This window comes from Paenibacillus sp. FSL P4-0338 (assembly GCF_038002365.1).
Classification (GTDB): domain Bacteria; phylum Bacillota; class Bacilli; order Paenibacillales; family Paenibacillaceae; genus Paenibacillus_AQ.
Genome location: NZ_JBBOCG010000002.1, coordinates 1,814,085 through 1,833,198, shown reverse-complemented (window position 1 = coordinate 1,833,198; position 19,114 = coordinate 1,814,085). Strand labels below are relative to the sequence as shown.

13 protein-coding genes and 1 pseudogene are annotated in these 19,114 nt (G+C 53.5%); 3 read left to right on the top strand and 11 right to left on the bottom strand.

Translation table 11 applies throughout. The annotated features are described in order from the left end of the window. Window positions 1–26: 26 nt before the first annotated feature. The 11 genes from MKZ07_RS31980 to iolG form a co-directional block, all read right to left on the bottom strand. Window positions 27–899, bottom strand: a complete 873-nt coding sequence (locus MKZ07_RS31980) for a carbohydrate ABC transporter permease (protein ID WP_036697866.1) — start codon at window positions 897–899, stop codon at window positions 27–29. Window positions 900–924: 25 nt separating this feature from the next. Then, window positions 925–1,764, bottom strand: a complete 840-nt coding sequence (locus MKZ07_RS31975) for an ABC transporter permease (RefSeq protein ID WP_235218502.1) — start codon at window positions 1,762–1,764, stop codon at window positions 925–927. 138 nt (window positions 1,765–1,902) lie between these two features. Beyond that, window positions 1,903–3,516, bottom strand: coding sequence for an extracellular solute-binding protein (locus tag MKZ07_RS31970; RefSeq protein WP_076155445.1), 1,614 nt, complete (start codon window positions 3,514–3,516; stop codon window positions 1,903–1,905). 409 nt (window positions 3,517–3,925) lie between these two features. Further along, a complete protein-coding gene (locus MKZ07_RS31965; protein WP_341029531.1) occupies window positions 3,926–6,193 on the bottom strand; it encodes a helix-turn-helix domain-containing protein in 2,268 nt (755 codons plus the stop codon). 642 nt (window positions 6,194–6,835) lie between these two features. Next, window positions 6,836–7,732 carry a myo-inosose-2 dehydratase gene (iolE, locus tag MKZ07_RS31960; RefSeq protein WP_341029826.1) on the bottom strand — a complete coding sequence of 299 codons (897 nt, stop codon included), beginning with the start codon at window positions 7,730–7,732 and terminating at the stop codon, window positions 6,836–6,838. 93 nt (window positions 7,733–7,825) lie between these two features. Further along, window positions 7,826–9,772 (bottom strand): 3D-(3,5/4)-trihydroxycyclohexane-1,2-dione acylhydrolase (decyclizing), encoded by a 1,947-nt coding sequence (gene iolD / locus MKZ07_RS31955; protein ID WP_341029529.1) that lies wholly within the window; start codon window positions 9,770–9,772, stop codon window positions 7,826–7,828. A gap of 23 nt (window positions 9,773–9,795) precedes the next feature. Continuing rightward, window positions 9,796–11,256: a CoA-acylating methylmalonate-semialdehyde dehydrogenase gene (locus MKZ07_RS31950; RefSeq protein ID WP_036697844.1), complete on the bottom strand. Its 1,461-nt coding sequence runs from the start codon at window positions 11,254–11,256 to the stop codon at window positions 9,796–9,798. Window positions 11,257–11,302: 46 nt separating this feature from the next. After that, a complete protein-coding gene (iolC, locus tag MKZ07_RS31945; RefSeq protein ID WP_341029525.1) occupies window positions 11,303–12,313 on the bottom strand; it encodes a 5-dehydro-2-deoxygluconokinase in 1,011 nt (336 codons plus the stop codon). 775 nt (window positions 12,314–13,088) lie between these two features. Beyond that, entirely contained in the window at window positions 13,089–14,099 is a 1,011-nt protein-coding gene (locus tag MKZ07_RS31940) for a LacI family DNA-binding transcriptional regulator (RefSeq protein ID WP_036697840.1), read from the bottom strand. A 284-nt stretch (window positions 14,100–14,383) separates the two neighbouring features. Continuing rightward, window positions 14,384–15,223 carry a 5-deoxy-glucuronate isomerase gene (iolB, locus tag MKZ07_RS31935; RefSeq protein ID WP_341029521.1) on the bottom strand — a complete coding sequence of 280 codons (840 nt, stop codon included), beginning with the start codon at window positions 15,221–15,223 and terminating at the stop codon, window positions 14,384–14,386. A 39-nt stretch (window positions 15,224–15,262) separates the two neighbouring features. Next, window positions 15,263–16,312, bottom strand: coding sequence for an inositol 2-dehydrogenase (gene iolG, locus MKZ07_RS31930; RefSeq protein WP_036697836.1), 1,050 nt, complete (start codon window positions 16,310–16,312; stop codon window positions 15,263–15,265). A 207-nt stretch (window positions 16,313–16,519) separates the two neighbouring features. Here iolG and MKZ07_RS31925 point away from each other — a divergent pair, with 207 nt between their 5' ends. The 3 genes and pseudogenes from MKZ07_RS31925 to MKZ07_RS31915 form a co-directional block, all read left to right on the top strand. Beyond that, on the top strand, window positions 16,520–17,506 hold the full coding sequence (locus tag MKZ07_RS31925; RefSeq protein WP_341029517.1) for an alpha/beta hydrolase: 987 nt from the start codon (window positions 16,520–16,522) through the stop codon (window positions 17,504–17,506). Window positions 17,507–17,541: 35 nt separating this feature from the next. Further along, window positions 17,542–18,555 carry an alpha/beta hydrolase family protein gene (locus MKZ07_RS31920; RefSeq protein ID WP_341029515.1) on the top strand — a complete coding sequence of 338 codons (1,014 nt, stop codon included), beginning with the start codon at window positions 17,542–17,544 and terminating at the stop codon, window positions 18,553–18,555. Window positions 18,556–18,601: 46 nt separating this feature from the next. Next, window positions 18,602–19,111 (top strand): annotated as a pseudogene (locus MKZ07_RS31915) (GrpB family protein); the annotation flags it as partial. Window positions 19,112–19,114 lie beyond the last annotated feature (3 nt).

Sequence of the window (19,114 nt, the reverse complement as noted above, 5' to 3'; positions counted from 1 at the left end):
CTCTCGCTGTACCGCAGTGTCGTTAGTTAGCCCTTCACAGCTCCTAGCATAACACCACTGACGAAATATTTCTGCAGCCAAGGATAGACGACCAGAATCGGTACTGTTGCGAAGACGACAGTGGCAGCCTTGAGGCTCTCTGCCGGCAGCTTAGTGCGGGCCGCCCCCTCCAGGTTCGTCAGCTCAGTGATCATATTGTTCTGAACCATCTGGAAGAGCTTCAGCTGAAGCGGATACAAATCGGGATTATTGATGTACATCAGGGAATCCTGGAATCCGTTCCAGCGTCCCACCGCATAGAAGAGCGCGAGTGTAGCCATAACCGGCATGGATAACGGCAGGACGATTTTCAGCAGGGTGCGGATATGTGAGCTGCCGTCAATCTCGGCCGATTCTTCCAGACTCGGCGGAATGCTGCGGAAGAAGGAGATCAGGATAATCAGGTTGAACGGGCTGACCAGACCGGGCAGAATCAGCGACCATACAGAATCGATCATATGCAGATCACGGATCAGCAGGTATTCAGGAATAATACCGCCGCTGAAGAACATGGTGATGATAATGAGGTACATGAACATAGTACGGCCCTTCAGCTTGCTTTTGGTCAGCGGGTAAGCAGCTGCAACGGTGAACAGCATACATAATACCGTAGTCGCAATCGTCAGGATAATGGTGAAGATCAGCGAGCGGATCATCGCATTGTCGGTGAAGACCTGCACATACGCCTTCCAGTTGATCTCAATCGGGAAAATCGTAACTTCCCCGGAAGTGATAGCCCGCGTGGAGCTGAGGGACACTGCAATAACGTGTACAAACGGAGCCAGGCAGAACAGCACGAACAGTGCAATAAAGGTAACGTTAACGATATCGAATATCCGGTTAGAGGTACGTTCACTCATCGTACTCCGCCTCCTTTCTGTATAATCATAGAATGCCGTCGCCGGTCACTTTTTTCGATATATAATTGGAACCAAGGATGAACACCAGTCCAACCACCGCCTGGAACAATCCAACTACAGTCGCCAGCGTATACTGGCCTGATTCCAGACCAATCCGGTATACGAAGGTACTAAGCACATCGGAGTATTCGCGCACTGCCGTATTCCCGATGATGTAAGGACGATCGAAGCCGATGCTGACCATTTTCCCCAGGTTGAGAATCAGCAGGGTAATAATGGTTGGTTTGATACTGGGCAGCGTAATGTAGAAGATCTTCTTCATCCGGGTAGCCCCATCCACTTCAGCAGCCTCGAACAGCTCGCGGTTGACACCGGTAAGCGCCGCCAGATACAGGATGGTCCCCCAGCCGGCACTTTGCCAGACACCCGTGAACAGGTAAGTAATCAGCCATGGATTTTTTTCGGTCAAAAAAGGAATAGGGTTCAGCCCCATACTCTCCAGTACACCGTTCACCATACCGGATTGGTTGCCGAACAATTGATAGACGATCCCCCCGATAATCACCCAGGAAATGAAATGGGGAATGTAGAGGAGGGTCTGTGATATTTTTTTGAACCATACTGACTTCACTTCATAGAGCATAATGGCCAGAAAGATCGGGGCCGGGAAAGACACTACCAAATCCAGAAAATTCAACAAAAACGTATTGCGCAAACTGCTGTAAAACTCTTTCATGCCAAAGACCTCGCGGAACGCATCGAAGCCGATCCACTCACTGCCGTTGATGCCTTGGAACAGGTTGAAATCCTTAAAGGCAATCTGCACCCCGTACATCGGGCCGTAGCGGAAAATCAGGAAATACATAATGGGCAGTGAAAGCAGCGCGTATAGTTGCCAGTACCTTCTGATGTAAGACGCTTTGCTCAAGTTCCTCTCCTCCTATGGAGAAAAAACCGGGCAGAGCAGCATGCAAGCTCCCCCCGGTTTTCACTTTTTTTTAGTTTATTTGGCTGAAATCTCTGTAAGCGCCTGCTCCAGCTCCGCTTTCAGCTTGTCTCCGCCCAGAGACATGTAGTCCTTCATTTCCTGTTCGAAAATAGTATCGAATTGATCCGGCTTCGCCATCGCGGTCTTCACGATAATCACGTTAAGCTTGTCGCTGAGCGTAGTGCCGTATTTTGATTCTGTTTCAATCGGCTTGCCGAAGACAATAGGACCCACAGTATCTGTGTTTGCAATATCAATAGATTGCTTCAGCGCCTCCTGGTTATTAGCAGGGAAGCCCATAATCCAGGCTTTCTCATTGGTGGCCTGATCGCCGAGGTTCTTACCGTTGGAGATAATCGCGGTGTCCCCGGAAGTGAACAGACGGTCTTGGAATTCCTGAGAAACATCAGCCTTAACTACCGGAATACCATCCACCATATCGTAGTTCTCGCCTTCAACGCCGTTGTAGATGTCAATCAGATTGTTGCCGGTTGCCATCCAGTCAAGGTATTTCACTGCTTCCACCGCACGCTTGCTGCTCTTAGGAATCATGATGTACATACCGTTCGAGGCATAGCGGGATTTGATATACTTATTGTCCACCTTGGCATTAGTGAGGACATCCACCGGCTGCAGCTTGCTGCCCGGTACATTCTTGTAGAGATTCTCCAGCGTACCGTCGGCATAGAACAGACTGTCCACATCCTCGGAGAAGAAGCCGACGTTGCCGTTCTGAATGTCCTTGGACACTTGGGCTTTGTCTTCATCCAGACTGAAGTCCTTGCTGACCAGTCCTTCATTGTAGAGCTTGTTGAGGAACTGTGCCGCATCCTTGAAGCCCTCATGCAGCGGCAGCTCGTAGCGCTGGCTGTAAGTAAGGTCGCCGCTGATCGGCTTGATGAAGGAGTAGATCAGCGTCTCCAGCTGAGCGGAGCCGAGAGACATGCCCATCGGAATGGTTTTGCTGCCAAGACCGGCCGGGTCCTTTTCTTTAAACGCTTTCAAAGTTGTGTAGAGCTCATCGGTGTTCTTCGGTACCGGCAGCCCCAGCTTATCCAGCCAGTCCTGGCGGATGTATGAAGTGTAGCGGCCTGTAATCGCCCGTTTACCCGGAATCGCAAACTGCTTACCGTCGAGCTGGCCGAAGGCCATTGTCTCATCACCAATGAATTTCTTCAGCGTCTGGCCGTGCTCGTCGAGTAGGGAACCCACATCGGTCAGCCCGCCCTGCTGGGCGTAACGGTAGAAGACACTGGAATCATAAGTGAAGACAATATCCGGCACATCCGTATTGCTGGCCATCAGTACGTTCAGCTTGGTCACTTCCTCTGAACGCTGCACCGGAACGAATTCTACATTGATATTATTTGGATCACCGAAATTTTTCTGAATCATTTGAGACATGAAGTTATTGGTAATGGTGTATTGCTTCGGCGTTTTACCGCGGTCGAAGATCTCTACCTTCAAGGTTACGCGTTCGGCGCTCTTCCCTGGTGCGTCTGTACCTCCGGCTGAGGAATTCGATTTACCGTCTGAGGAACAGCCTGCAAGCAGAGTAGCTCCCATTACTGCGGTCAAGCCGATGCCGATTGCCTTCTTCAGAACTCTTTGATTTACGTTCACTGTCATTGTTCCATCTCCCTCGCCTTAGCAGGCTATAATGGTGACTGCATGATACCCCCGAGCTTCACTGTGCCCGTACTATTAGTAATGTCCCGTTCAAGCCTGTATTCCCCTCAGTGTTCAAGGCTGCTTGTCGTTCCGGGATGACCACAGTATTCCATAACTTTCGGCGGTCTGACAATAAACCTGTTTCGGATGCGATAAAGTGCCTGAATTCGGACATCCGGTTTATCAGACCAACCATTTTCGTACAATAAACCGCTTTCATATCAGCAAAAACACAGGCCGCATCGCTATTCGCCCCCTCTTTTCAGAGGTTGGCGGAAAAGAGATGCGGCCTGGAGCTTACACGGTTGTAGCAGATGAATCCTATGCTTCACCGGCTAACGGAATTCCTTCCTTAGTGAAGCTTCCTCTAGTCCTGCGGCTCCAATCTGGAGGCTGCTTCGCGGCGTCTGGAAGAACGGTAATCGCCCGGCGTGATGCCGGCAATCCGCTTGAAGACTCTGCCAAACGAAATGGCATTCCCATACCCTACTTGAAGCGCGATATCCTGCAAGGAACAATCCGTATCCACCAGCAGCTGCTCGGCTTCCTTCATCCGCAGCTCGGTGAGGAAATCCACGAACTTCATTTTGAATTCAGTCTTGAACAGATAGCTGGCGTATTTGCCGGAGACCTGGAACCGGTCACTCAGATGCTTCAATGAAAGATCAGGATTGGTGAAATTCTCTTCGATATAATCCTTCATCTCATTGACCATGGCCCGGTAGCTCTTCGTTTCGCTGGCAGAGACATAGGTACGGAATAAATCGGTGACATATTCGAATAGAATGGCCTTCACTTCATGCAGCGCCTCTGCCTCTTCCAGCTGCTTCAGCCGGACTTCTGCATTCTCCGCCGACAGCTCGTCCTGCAGTTGCTCAGACATCACCGCCACTTCCCGGCTCAGCATCTGCAGCATAGCCTGGATCAGGGAACGGATATCCTCGTCCTTCAGGAAATCCTGTTCAAACGCCTCGAAAATCCGCTCCAGCTGCTCCCGCCACTGGCCGCTCGACATGCGGAAGTACTTCACGAATTCAGCGATCATCTGCAGGTATTTATACGTCTCAAGCAGCGGCTGGCGTGCTGCGCCGCTGCCTGCCAAGACGATATCCTCATGAATCAGCAGCTTGTGCTGCATCACATATTCGGCTGCCGCATAAGACTCCCGGATCATCCCCGGCCCGGCAGCGGCGGAGCCGATGCCGAAGCTAAGCGAGATCCGCAGATTCTGCTCAACCCACGAGCGGCAATCCTCCGCGAAGACCCGGATCTTGGCCTCCATCTCCTGATCGCTGCCGGTCACCAGGAAGAGTATCGCTGCGCGTTCGGTTCCCACCCATTCTGCCCATCCCTGCAGCTCCGCATTCCGTGCCAATTCCTGGAATACATTCATCAGGGCAAACTTGAGCGTATTCTGATCCCCCCGGGTATACCGGTCCTCGAATACCTGCTCGTAGCGGTTAATCTCCCCAAGCACAACGATAAAGCGCGAGGAAGCATTCGCACCGGTAAGCGGAGACAGCTCCTCCAGCCGCCGGGTCACCTGCTCCAGCCGCTCGCTGTGCAGCAGATCGGTGAACAGCTTGCTGCGCTGCAGCAGCAGGTTCTCCCTGGTTTTGGTATCATAATCGGTCATATGGTTGATTAGATTCTCCAGCACACCGTCAATTAGCATCATCTCGTCCGGCCTGTCGGTTGACTGATCCATCGTGCGGATCTGATGACCCTCAATCCGGTTCATAATCACCTGGATCGGCTTATAATTGCGCCGGGTTACATAGATCAGATACAATACCGCACAGACCACGGTCCCCACCGCAATCGCTACCCAGAGATATGAGATCACAGAAACCCAGCTGAACAGATTACCCGTCTTGATTCCGCTCTCGAACATCCAGCCGTTTCTCTCCAGCTTAATTGTGTTCAGCAGCTTACCGTCAGCCGCACCTTCCGTATCGGAATGAGCCTGGTACACGGTGTTGCCATTGCCGTCCAGAATGGTCATGAACGAGAGCTGCTGGTTAACCATGCTGTCGATGAGCTGCTCCAAGGCACTCATTTTGATATTAATGACAAGCATCCCCCCGGAGCCGAAAGGAAGCGGCATTGCTTTATTGGTAGTCAGCACACGAATTTCTGTACGCTGGGACTGATCCGAATGATAATCCCTGACCGGTTGCCAGCCTTCCGGTACTGCCGGAGTCGAAGTCATGGCCCTGATCCAGTCCTCGTCGGCGAATCCCTCCAGCTCCTTCAGCCCCGTATCGGTTAGAACGCTTCCACTCACACGGTCATACAAATACACCGACTGGATATACGAGGATTCCTGTATCAGATTGCGCAGACTCTGGGCAACCGCATAGACAGTCCCCCTGTCAGGCTCCCCCTGATTATTGAAATAGAGCTTGTAGGCATCACTCCGCTCTACCGCATCCAGCACAGACAGCTCGGATTCCTTGATCGTCCGGTCCACACTATCTCTGAGATAGCTGGCCGAGATGAGGTCTGCCTTCTTCGTCTCCGTCCGGGAGATATCATTAATAAACACAAAGGAGGCGAAGATCAGAATCGTCACCGTCAGCAGAAATATAGGGAAATAAGACAGCAGCAACCGGCGATACCAGGAACGGAACATTCGACAATCTCCTCCACAACAATCAGGATACCCGGCCACATCCGGCCGCTTCATACACACATCGTCCAAGGCTGCTCTGTGGCGGCTCTCCGACATCAGATCTATCTCAACTGCGGCAACTTGCCAAACGGACCGCCGTTCGAATTCCTGCCATTATAGCACATGCGCTTCCCCTCCAGCTAACCAGATAAAGTCATTCTACACGCAGCCCCGTTCCCCGCCATTCTCCTGTGCTGGTACAAGCTGTAACTGCCTTCACAAACATCCAGTAACTTACCTATTAATTACTTCAGCCGCTGCCCCGGCCACCACCCTGTAAACCGCTCCGGCTCAACAGGTGGATAATTATATCTTAATTATTCGAATTCTTATGAATATACCCAAGCAAGTGGAAAAACAGCATTTAATAGTATCGATAGTGGCACTTTAGATGAAATGTGATTGGATTAAGTGCTGTTTTTCCAACTGCTGTTGTACAAAGGATTCATTTGTCCGGTAGCAGGTGGAGTAATTCCAACTAACTCCGCCCGTAGCTTCCACCTGATCTATGGATTTCATAAAAAAAACGGAGCGCGCACAGCCGCAGCTGTGCACCCCCGCATATTCCTGCCTTGCAGACATACAGGCTTCTACCCGGATTTCCTACAAACCGCTATGTTCCCGGATATACCGCCGCGCCTTGATCGCATATTCCAGCGGATCGGCCAGCGCCGGGTCCTGCTCCGCTTCGACAACGAACCATCCCGTATAGGGGGAGGCAGCCAGTTCGGCAAAAATCTCTCCGAACGCGATGCAGCCATCGCCTGGTACGGTGAAGGCTCCCGCTTTTACCGCCTGCAGGAAGCTAAGGTTCTCCGTCTTCACGCGCTGGACTACCTCCGGCCGGATGTCCTTCAGATGCACATGCTTAATCCGCGACAGATGCTCACGCAGCACCTCCAGCGGATTCTCTCCGGAGAAGGCCAAATGCCCCGTATCGTATAGCAGCGACACTTCATTAGGATCTGTAAGCTCCATCAGCCGGGCAATCTCCGCTGCAGTCTGCACCCCGGTGCCCATGTGATGGTGATAGACCAGCGACATGCCCTTCTCGGCCGCCAGCCGCCCCAGTCCGCTAAGACCTGCGGCAAGCGCAGCCCAATCCGCCTCGGTAAATACCGGCTTGTCAGCGAACAGCGGCGTATCCATCTGTCCCTGAATGCTCCGGCCCTGCTCGGATACGACAATGACCTTGGCGCCCATCTCATGCAGGAAATCCCGGTGCGCACGGAAGGCTTCTGCTGTCTCCTCATACGGACGCACCGTCAGGAAGGCGCTGAACCAGGCACTGGCAATACTCAGACCGCGCAGTTCCAGTGCCCTATGCAAAAGCTCCGGGGAACGCGGATACTTGTTGCCCACCTCGCTGCCCTCATATCCGGCAAGCGCCATCTCGCTGATGCATTGCTCGAACGTATTGCCGCCCCCCAGCTCAGGCATATCATCATTCGTCCAGGCAATCGGAGCGATTGCAAGCCGGACGGCATTGTCTCTGAACATGCTCATGTTCTACCCCTTCCACACTCCCAAGTATGGCAGAATCCTTGATTCACTGTGCGCCGTCTGCCTGCTTCACGCACATGCAGCGCCCGCTTAGTAGCTCCGGGCTGTCTCAAGTCCGCTGCGCTTCCGGTCATAAGCCTCCTGTACGGCTTCCTTACCGGACACTTCCGCAACCCCGACATTCCACCAGGCGCCGTAGCCGTGGGTCATCGTCTTCGGCAGCACTTTGATGTCGATCAGCGTGGAGCGTTCCGACTGGCGGGCCGCCGCCAGGGCCGTGCGAAGCTCCTCAACTGTAGACGCGCGGAAGGTCTGCACTCCATAACCTGCCGCACTCGCCGCATAGTCGATCCGCATCAGCTCACCGCTGAGCTGGCCGTCCGGTTCGCGGTAGCGGAATTCTGTAGCCATACTCTCCATTCCCTGCTCCATCTGCAAGTTATTAATGCAGCCGAACCCTGCATTATCCAGCAGAAGGACGTTGATCTTCCGGTTCTCCTGTAAGCTGGTTACCAGTTCAGAATGTAGCATCTGGTAGCTGCCGTCCCCGACCAGCGCATAGACTTCACGCCCCGGCTCAGCCAGCTTGATGCCCAGCGCCCCGGCAATCTCATAACCCATACACGAGAAGCCGTATTCCATATGATAGGTATCCGGCACCTCCGAGTTCCACATCCGCTGCATATCTCCCGGCAGACTGCCCGCCGCTCCAATGACAATCGCATCCTGCGGAATAACTTCATTAATGATCCCCAGCACCTGCGTCTGGGTCAGCGAAGTGCCTAGCACCTCTGCATATTCCGGGAGCTTCTCATCGAGATGTCCAGCTACTTCCGGGGTGAACGCACCAGTGTTGTCAGTGTTCGCAATATACTCCACGCCAGCTAATCGTTCTCTCTCCGCAGCCCACGACTTCTTCGCCTGGGCGATCTCATCCGTATACGCAGAGCGGTATCCCCGCTCCTCCAGCGCTGCGGCTAAGGCGTTCAAGCCTTCGGCAGCATCGCAGACCACTGCCAGCGCGTCCAGCTTAGCCGCATGATAGGGCGAAGCGTTCAGCGTCAGAAACTCCACCTCAGGATGACTGAACAGACTCTTCGAGGCGGTGGTGAAGTCCGTAAACCGGGTACCGACGCCGATCACCAGATCGGCCTCCGGGGCCAGCGCATTCGCGCAGCCGTTGCCGGTGACGCCGATGCCGCCGAGATTATACTCGAAGCTGCTGGCTACGGCGCTTTTGCCAGCCTGGGTCTCTCCGAACGGAATGGCGAATTTCTCGGCAAAAGCGCGCAGCGCCGCTCCGGCATCCCCATACCGGACACCCCCGCCGCAGACCAGCAGCGGCCGCTGCTTGCTGGCGATCAGCTCAGCCGCAGCCGCGATCTCCTGCGGGTGAGGCAGCCGGGCGATGACCCGGTGAATCCGCTTGCGGAAGAAATCAGCCGGGTACTCCCAAGCCTCGCCCTGCACATCCTGCGGCAGCGCAATGGTCACCGCCCCGGTATCTCCCGGATCAGTCAGCACCCGCATCGCGCTGAGCATTGCCGACATCAGCTGCTCTGGCCGGGTCACCCGGTCCCAGTATTTGCTGACCGCCTTGAAGGCGTCATTGACCGTGATCGACAAGTTATACGTATGCTCCATCTGCTGGAGCACCGGATCAGGCTGGCGGGTAGCGAAGGTATCTCCCGGCAGCAGCAGCACAGGAATCTGATTCGCCGTTGCTGTTGCAGCAGCCGTCAGCATATTTGCAGCCCCCGGCCCTACTGAAGCGGTGCAGGCCATAATCTTCCGTCTGCGGCTCTGCTTGGCGAATGCGGTTGCCGCGTGAACCATCCCTTGCTCATTGCGTCCCTGGTAGACGGTCAATTCACCCGGCGCTTCCTGCAGGGCCTGCCCCAATCCAAGTACATTGCCATGCCCGAACACGGTGAATACACCGTGCACGAAGCGTTCCGGCCCTCCGCCGTAATCCACATATTGCTGATTCAGAAATTTAACCAGCGCCTGCGCTGTTGTTAATCGGATACGTTCCACTTCATGTCCTCCCTTCGCCTTGTCTACTGCCAGCGGGCAGTGACGACTTTTTTGCGCGTATAGAATTCTACCCCGTCGCTTCCGTTTGCATGAAGATCGCCGTAGAACGAATCCTTCCAGCCCGAGAACGGGAAGAAGGCCATTGGTGCAGGCACTCCAACATTGACTCCCAGCATGCCGGACTCGATATGTTCGCGGAAGTAACGGACTTTACCGCCATCATTCGTAAAGATACAAGCGCCGTTCGCAAACCGCGAGCGATTCGCAATCTCCACCGCCTGGGCCACATCCTTCACCCGGATCACCGACAGCACCGGTGCAAAAATCTCCTCCTGCCAGATCTTCATCTCCTCCGTCACCCCGTCGAACAGCGTAGGTCCGATGAAATAACCTTCTCCCTGCACCGCCGCATCCTCACGGCCATCCCTGAGCAGCTTCGCGCCTTCGGCGATGCCCTGTTCAATGTAGCTAACTGTACGCTCTTTATGGCCTTGACGGATCACCGGTCCCAGGAACGTATCCTCTTCCAGCCCATTCCCGATAGTCATGCTATTGCACTCCCGCAGCAGGATCGAGATCAGCTCATCGGCGACTTCCTCCTGTACCGTTACCACCGAGCAAGCCATGCAGCGTTCCCCGGCAGAGCCGAAGGCCGCGTTCACTATCTGGGAGGCCGAGGCTTCCAGGTTCGCATCCGCCAGCACGATGGAGTGGTTCTTTGCTCCGGCCAGCGCCTGAACGCGCTTGAGATGGTCCGTTCCTTTTTTGTATACATATTCCGCCACCGGCTGCGATCCGACAAAAGAAATCGCCTTCACATCCGGGTGCTCCAGCAGCCCGTTCACCACCTCATGCGCGCCGTTCACCACATTCAGCACACCCTCCGGAAGTCCCGCTTCCTCCAGCAGTTCCGCAAGGCGGGCTGCCAGGAGCGGTGTCCGCTCCGAGGGCTTCAGCACAAAGGTATTGCCGCAGGCAATCGCCAGCGGGAACATCCAGCAAGGCACCATCATCGGGAAATTGAACGGGGTAATCCCGCCGACCACCCCGATTGGATAACGGTACATCCCTGACTCAATGCCAGTCGCAATATCCGGCAGCTGCCGGCCCATCATCAGTGTCGGAGCCCCTGCCGCGAATTCTACGCATTCAATGCCGCGCTGGACCTCGCCGTAAGCCTCTTTGAAGCTTTTACCGTTCTCCAGGGTGATGATCTTCGCCAGCGCTTCCCAATTCTCGACCAGCAGCTGCTGATATTTAAACAGAATCCGTGCTCTGCGCGGCACCGGTGTTGCGGACCAGCCTGCAAAAGCTGCCTTAGCCGCCGCCACCGCCCGGTCCACATCCGCTCTGCCGGATAGAGGCGTTCTGCCCAGCAGCTCACCTGTGGCCGGATTCACTACCGGTTCCGTCTGCTCCGTATCGGCTGTTACCCATTGCCCGCCGATATAATTTTTCAATACTTGTGCCGTTTGCTCTGTCATTCTGTCCACTCCTTCTGTTCTATATAAAGTCTGCTGACTCCCCTTCTTATTGCGCTCCTGCTGTAACCTCCTCGTTAGTTCGCAGAAATTCCTCCAGCTCCGCCAGGGTTGGCATAGCATCGGAGCAGCTGTGGCGGGAGATGACAATGGATGCCGAAGCACTGCCGCGCCGCATCGCCTCGCTGACACTGTGCCCGCTCATCAGACTGTGGATGAAGGCTGACGCATACGAATCGCCTGCGCCGAATGTCTTGAGGACCTTAGCCGGGAAAATCCCGCTCCGGTGGCTCCGCCCATCCGCTGTATAGCCGATCGAGCCGCTGCCGCCATGCTTAATGACCACCAGCTCTGCCTGATGCGAGAACCAGCGGGCTGCCGTGGCCTGATCATCAGCGCCAGCCAGATTGTACAGATTCTCCATCATGTCGAATTCATCACGCGTGCCGATGATGCAGTGGCTTTTCTCGGCAGCGAGGTTATAGTAGACCGCCGTTTCAGCGGCTGATGTCCAGGTATAAGGGCGGTAATCGAGATCGAAGAACACGGTCACATTATGCTTGCGGGCAAATTCCAGTGCCAGGAACACCGCTTCACGGGACGGGCTCTGCGCCAGTGCAGTACCGGAGATAAGCAGCGCTTTGGAGCTGGCGATGTATTCCTCGGAGATCTCCTCTGTGTTCAGCAGCAGATCGGCCACATGGTCGCGGTACATTAGAATGCTGCACTCCTGCGGGCTCTTAATTTCTGTAAAAGCCAGCCCCGTCACCGCACCCGTCCGGTCCACACACACCTGGCTGTCATCGATGCCATCCTTGCGCAGATAGCTGCGGATGAACCTGCCCATCTGGTCGTCGGCCAGCTTGCCGATGAAGCCGGTACGCATGCCGAGCCGCGCGGCACCGATGATAATATTGGCCGGAGAGCCGCCGACATATTTGGTGAAGGTCATCGTCTCTTCCATCGGCCGCCCGGTCTCATTGGCGTTCAAATCAATACATAACCGGCCAACAGCAACTACATCCAGCTGCCGGTCAGGGTCGAACTGTAAACCGTTCATAGTGATGCCTCCTTGATCAAGCTAGGGAAAAGGTAGTCCGTTCGGTAATACGAATGGCTGTAAATCGTTGTGAATTGGACAGTGAAGCTGTAATTCGTACAATGAAGCTATAAATCGCACAGTGAAGTTGTAATTCGTACAGTGAAGCTATACATCGCATTAGTAAGGTTAGTTTAATATGCTGCTGTAAGAATCATTTGGCGTATAACTTGGCGTGTAGGTTGAGTATTTCAACGTTTAATTGTTGCCTTTGGAACAGAATGTTTCATTTCATCTCTGGGGAGAGGGTAAGCGCTTAACCTAATTTTCTACTTTAGTATAGTTTAGAAGCGTGCTTTTGGCAATCCTCAATTTGAAAGCGATATCAATAATCGGGTGCAGGCATTGAATTGGAATATTCCCCTCGGAAAAACAGGTGGAAAAACGCAGCTTATTTCCGTGTTTTTTGACGATTAGGAGCAAGCAAGTGGAAAAACAGCAACTACTATGATTGATTTTGCCGCCGAGGTGGATATCGGGATTATTTAAGTGCCAGTTTTCCAACTACTATCCCTCCGGGGGGCAATCGTTCCTCAGTAGTTGTAGTAAATCCACTTGTTCTCCGCCTTAGCACACGCTGCTCCCTAACGGGGAGAGTCGGCTGGCAGATTGTGTTCGGTTTTTCGCATACATTTCGTATACGTCCCCACGCACACTCGCTCTTCCCCCACTACAGCACGCAAAAAAGACCCGCTCCCAGCCGCAGCCGGAACAGGTCTTGAATAAATAGGTGTGGTTAGTGCGGAACCGGCCCCGTAGAATGGCGGATGACCAGCTCGGGCATCAGCATGATTTTGCGCTTGGGGCTGGTGGAGTTGCTGATCGCTTCATTCAGCAGAAGCATCGCCTGCTCGGTCATCTCGCGCAGAGGCTGGGCGATACTGGTCAGCGTGGGATGGCAGATTTCCGCCAGCATCGTATTGTCGAAGCCCACTACGGACAAGTCGCGGGGAATCGACAGGCCGGCGCTGCGCGCCTCCTTGAGCACCCCGATTGCCAGCAGGTCATTGCAGGCAAAGATGGCGGTCGGGCGTATGTCCTGTGCCTGATTCAGCATCTCTGCCGCTGCCGTGCGTCCGTTCTCCAGCGTAGCCGAGGTGTGGATCATATTCGCCGGATTGTCAAAAGAAATCCCCGCCGCCTTCAGCGCATCCAGGAATCCCTCCACCCGCAGCCTGCTCCCCGGCAGATTGTCAGAGATCACTCCCAGCCTGCGGTGACCGAGAGAAAGCAAATATTCTGTGGCTTGATAGCCGCCTTTGTAATCATCGACGGTGACACTGTTCCCCTCCAGCATACGGATATCGGCTGAGAACAGCACGAGCGGCACATGATCGGCCACCATTCCGCGGATCAGCTCAGGGTTCCCCGTATGAGAGGCAATAATCAGGCCATCGACCCGTTTGCGCAGCAGCAGCGAGATATACCGGGCCGCCTTCTCATCGCTGCGGTCCGTACTGCAGACGATTAAGTCGCTGCCCTGCTCCTGGGCGTAATCCTCGATACCGCGGGCTGTCTCCGCAAAGAAAGGATTGGCAATATCGGGGATCATCAGCCCGATGGTCCCCGTCCGGCGGCTGGTCAGGGCAGAAGCTACCAGACTGGGCTGGTAGTTCAGCTCCTCCATGACCCGTCCTACCTTTTCCCGCGTCTTGTCGCTGATCCGGCCGCTCTTATTCAATACCTTGGACACCGTAGCGATAGAGACGCCTGCTTCCCGTGCCACATCATAGATTGTAGGTTTCATCGTTATTAAGCCCGCCTTTGCGTTCATGCCTTCTTATCCTTCGATTATAAGGAAGTCCACCTATGCTGTCTATCTACCGGGTACGTGTTTCTTCTGCAAACCAGCTATCAAAATAACCCCACAAAGTGAAGCTTTAGCTTCGATGATGACTCAGGTACTTTGCGGGGGCCCCAAAACATATAAGTTCTTATCTATCTGAAAAAGGCTCCCGCTGCGCGGAAGCCCCATAATCATCCATTCGCTTGTTGCCAAGCTAGAGAACCTTCTACCCTATTAGGCTCTATTCACTCTGTCGTTGACGCTGCCGCAGACCCGCTCTGTCCCGGCTTGAACAGCCACTCATGGTCGGGATCATTGTGGAACACCCACGTGCGGACAGGTCCGGCCATGACGTTAAGATAATACGAGTCATATCCCGGCGGCGCAGAGACAGGGTGATACCCCTCCGGCACCAGCACGATGCTTTTATCAGGAACAGCAATAGTCTCGTCGAGGCTGCGGTCATCATTGTAGACCCGCTGCACCACGAAGCCCTTAGCGGGATTGACCCGGTGATAGTACGTCTCCTCCAGGTAGGATTCCGCCGGCAGGTTATCCTGGTCATGCTTGTGCGGCGGATAGCTGGACCAATTGCCGCCGCCCGTGCGCACCTCGACCACCAGCAGGCTCTCAGCTACGCTGTGTTCCGGCAGGATATTTACGACTTTGCGGGTCATGCTGCCATAGCCGCGGTCCTCGATTGCCGCATCCGACGGGGTAATCAGCCGTGCCGGATATTTACCGCTTCCCGGAGCAAGGCAGACCCCAAGCTCCAGCTCTGTCAATGCGCTAACCTCATAGTGCGCTCCCGCCGGAACATATACAGCATAAGGAGCCTTATCTTCAAAGACCGACATCCGTCCGCCGATATCGGCGAACCGCTCGCCATCCACCACTACATCTGCTTTGCCCGCCAGCAGTACCAGACAGATCTCGCTCCCTCCGCTATCTCGCTCCAGAGTAGCTCCGGCCTGCATTTGGTACACCTCGAACCCGACATATTTCCATCCGGCGCTCTCCGGGCTGACCGCAGCGATACAGCCATCCTTATCCGGCGCTCCGGCCTTAATCAGTAGATCAGACATCTTCGTTCATCCTCCTCTGTCTTCAGAATCTGTATCCGCTTACAAGGCTTGCAGTTCAGAAAATCCTGCTTCCGCAGCAGTTACAGACAGCTTGACGGGAAGTCCGCTCAGATACGATTCTCTAGCTGCTTCAGCAATGAGCTGTGCGGCTTCGCCGTCACGGCCGCTGCAGATCACCGGCTCCTGTAGCCTTACCGAACGGGCAAACGCAACAATCTCCTCCATAAATGCCTGGTTATAGCGCTCCAGGAAGAAATGCTCCGGCTGATCGCGGGTAACCGAAGTCGCGGTGGATACCTCCACTGTTGTCGGGCGGCAATTGTCGGCGGTCGCTGAACCCAGCGTCCCGAAGACCTCTACCCGCTGATCATAGCCGTATACGGCCTTTCGGCTGTTGTCGATCACACAGATCGCCCCGTTCACGAACGTCAGTGTAATGACGGCGGTGTCCACATCCCCGCAACGGCCGAACATCGGATCAATCAGATTCGCCCCCCGGGTGTAGACCTCGGCCACTTCACTGCCTACCAGATAACGGGCCATATCGAAATCATGAATGGTCATATCCATGAACATCCCGCCCGAAGACCGTACATAAGCCTCACCGGGAGGCTGCGGGTCACGCGAGGTGATCTTTACAATATGCGGATCCCCCAGTTCTCCGGACTCCACCAGACGCTTCAGCTTGCGGAAGCTGGGGTCCATCCGGCGGTTAAAGCCGACTTGCAGCAGCACACCAGCGTCCTCTGCCACCTGCAAGGCCCGCTGGGTCTCTTCCGAGGAGAGGCTAATTGGCTTCTCACAGAAAATATGTTTGCCCGCGCGCGCAGCCCGCTCAATCCAGGACGCATGCGAATCGGTCGGTGTGCAGATGAACACCGCTTCTATCTCAGGATCATTCAATATATCTTCACCCGCAGCAAAAACAGAGCCAAGCCCCCTGCTCTCTGCCCAGGCCAGCAATTCCTCACTCATCATAGCTTCAGCTATGGACTTCAGCTTGAACGACGGCATCGCACGCAGATTGTCTGCGTGCAGGCGTCCAATTCTTCCCGCACCGATAATGCCAACTACAATTGGTTTAACCATGTTCGCTTATCCTCCTCAGAGGGTAAGCGCTTAACCTTCCCGAGAACAGTATACTTCATGCCAGGGAAAGCTTCAAGCAAATCTTTTCTCAACAAGATCAGATAAGCGTAGGCCGAAATAAAATAGGAAATGGATACCGTGAGATTTCTCTTTATCAATTAAATGAATCCTATATTATGCAAGTTAGAACAGGAAAAGAGGTGTCTCATGAGCCAAATTAATTTTACCGAAAGCCTTCTTCGCGTCATTATTTCTCTGATCGGACTTCCATTCACATGGATTCAAGCCGCTCTGTCCAAATATTCTCTACATAAATATAAGGCTCCAGGAGAAATGATCTCAGTGGGAGCACACCATCTTCATGCAATTGTTACCGGCAATGACACAAGTAAACTTCCGACGATTCTATTAGAAGCAGGAATGGGCGGTTGTGCTCTGGATTGGTCATTAGTGCAACCCGAATGTTCCAAGCACACCAAAGTCCTCTCCTATGACCGGGCCGGATTCGGTTGGAGTACTAAGCCCATTAAAGAGCCGACTTGTGAAGGCTATGTTTGTGATCTGCGCAAATTATTGACGCAGCTTGAATTAGAACCCCCGTACATCCTTGTAGGGCACTCCTATGGCGGAATGATCATGCGGCTGTTTGCTGCTAAGTATCCTGAAGAGGTCTCCGGGATTATTCTTGTGGACTCCACGCATGAGCAAAGATTCATAGAATCCACTTTTAATCAAATTAGATATGAAGAACGGCTGCGGCACCTGAGACGACTAAGAATGGGTTATCTTTTATCCCCTATCGGGTTGCCCCGTCTATTAAAACAACCTATTGGTGCCAAACGGCTGCCTCCACCAGTTCAACATACAGTGGATACACTCGGCTATCGAAATAATGCGTATAAAGCGGCCTATCTGGAATCTCTCTGCACTATAGAAAGTGCCCTCCAATTAATAGAGTCAGAGCCTTTAGTTCCGGAATTACCAATCATCGTATTATCCGCCGGAAGGCAAAATGAAGATTGGCAACAATCACAGAAGAAGCTCCTCCAGTTAACCGCAAATACCCGGCAGATCGTGATTGAGGATAGCTGGCATTCCATTCAACTGTATAAGCCGCAAGCTGTCGTAGATTCTGTGCTGAGTCTATTAAGAGATAATCACCGCAACCAAACAGACAAGCAGGCGTCTATTTAGTAGGAATATATATCCATTAAGAAAGGTGAGCTATAATGATTGGGAGATTCATAAAGGTTCTGGAAGGAAGCCCCAGACTCGTTATTAGCATTTTTCATCCGGCCATCGGGGGAGATCCGGTGAAGGGTATAGACCTGTACGCACCTTGCCAGGCAGAGGCAGCTAAGCTTTTGACAGAGATGGCCGTTGATCTGGACAACCTGAATGTTGCCAGTGTAACAACAGGCGGGGCATTAGCTCCAAAAACAGAAGGGTATCCCGTCATCCTCTTCTCCCCTGGATTCGGTGTTGAACGTGATATGTATCTCGGAGTGATTTCCAAGTTAGTCGCCAAAAACTACGTGGTAGTTACAATTAGCGCTCCGCGTGAGTCCGTGTTCACCGTATTTCCAGACGGCAGCTATCTCAAGCAGGCACCTGAAATGGCGGAGCTGGCAAGCAGTGACTACCCCAGCTGGTCCCGTCTGCTCCACAACCGGATTCAATTTATACACGCAGTTATGGACGTCCTTGAGATGCTTAACCGCTCCGATGATGCTGAGCTCGCCGGGCTGTTCGACCTAGCTAAGGTTGCTGTCATGGGACATTCGCTCGGAGGTGCCGCCGCCCTGGAGGCCGCCAAGCAGGATCACCGGATCAAGGCTGCTGTCCTGCTCGATCCCAGTTTTCACCTCTTACGCCGGGAAGACGTACAGTCTTCTGTTCCAGTTCTGCTGCTGCGGCAAGAAGCTTCGGCGTACCGGGAGATGGCAGCATCTATGAATGAGACTATTGCATCCGATTATATCGATGGGCAGCGCTATGCCTTCAACTCTCTGAACAATGCCCATTTCTATCGGGTAAAAGGGGCTCAGCACATGTCTTTTTCGGATATTCTGCTTCATTACGGTGATCAACACACAGTTCCCGTTCATGCCGTTACCGCAGAAGCTGCAACCGCATTCATGAAGGCGGTGTTTGATAAGGGTGCGCTGCCTCCGAATGCAGCATCTCAGCTGAGCGAAGCCGTCATTTCCATCAATTCAGAGGGTGAACCTGCAGAAACTTAGCATGAATGGATACCCAAACATCCATTAACCTGGGAGGGCAATTTGTATGAAGATCAGACTTAGCGGCTATAATCCAGACTGGATCAGACTTTATCAGCAGGAGGCTGAATTTTTAACTACTATTTTCACAGATGAAATTGTACGTTTCGAGCACTTTGGAAGCACCTCAGTACCAGGCCTGAAGGCCAAACCTGTGATTGATATGATGTGTATTGTAAAAGACATAGCCAAAATCGATTCCTACAACGATAAGATGACACTGCTCGGATATGATGCAGGTGGAGAATGGGGGATTCCCGGCAGGAGGCTTTTCCGCAAAGGCGGTGAGGCACGGAGTCATCACCTTCATTGTTATCAGGCAGACAATCCTCAGATTGAACGGCATCTTATATTTAGAGATTATTTGCGTGCGAATCCGGAAGAAGCGGCAAGATACAGTCAGTTCAAGCAAGAATTAGCGGATCGCTTCGAGGATACCAGTCAGTATAGTCCAGCCAAAAAAGCATTTGTGAGCTCGATGGAACAACAGGCGCTGTCTTGGTTCGCAAGCAATGAAGTG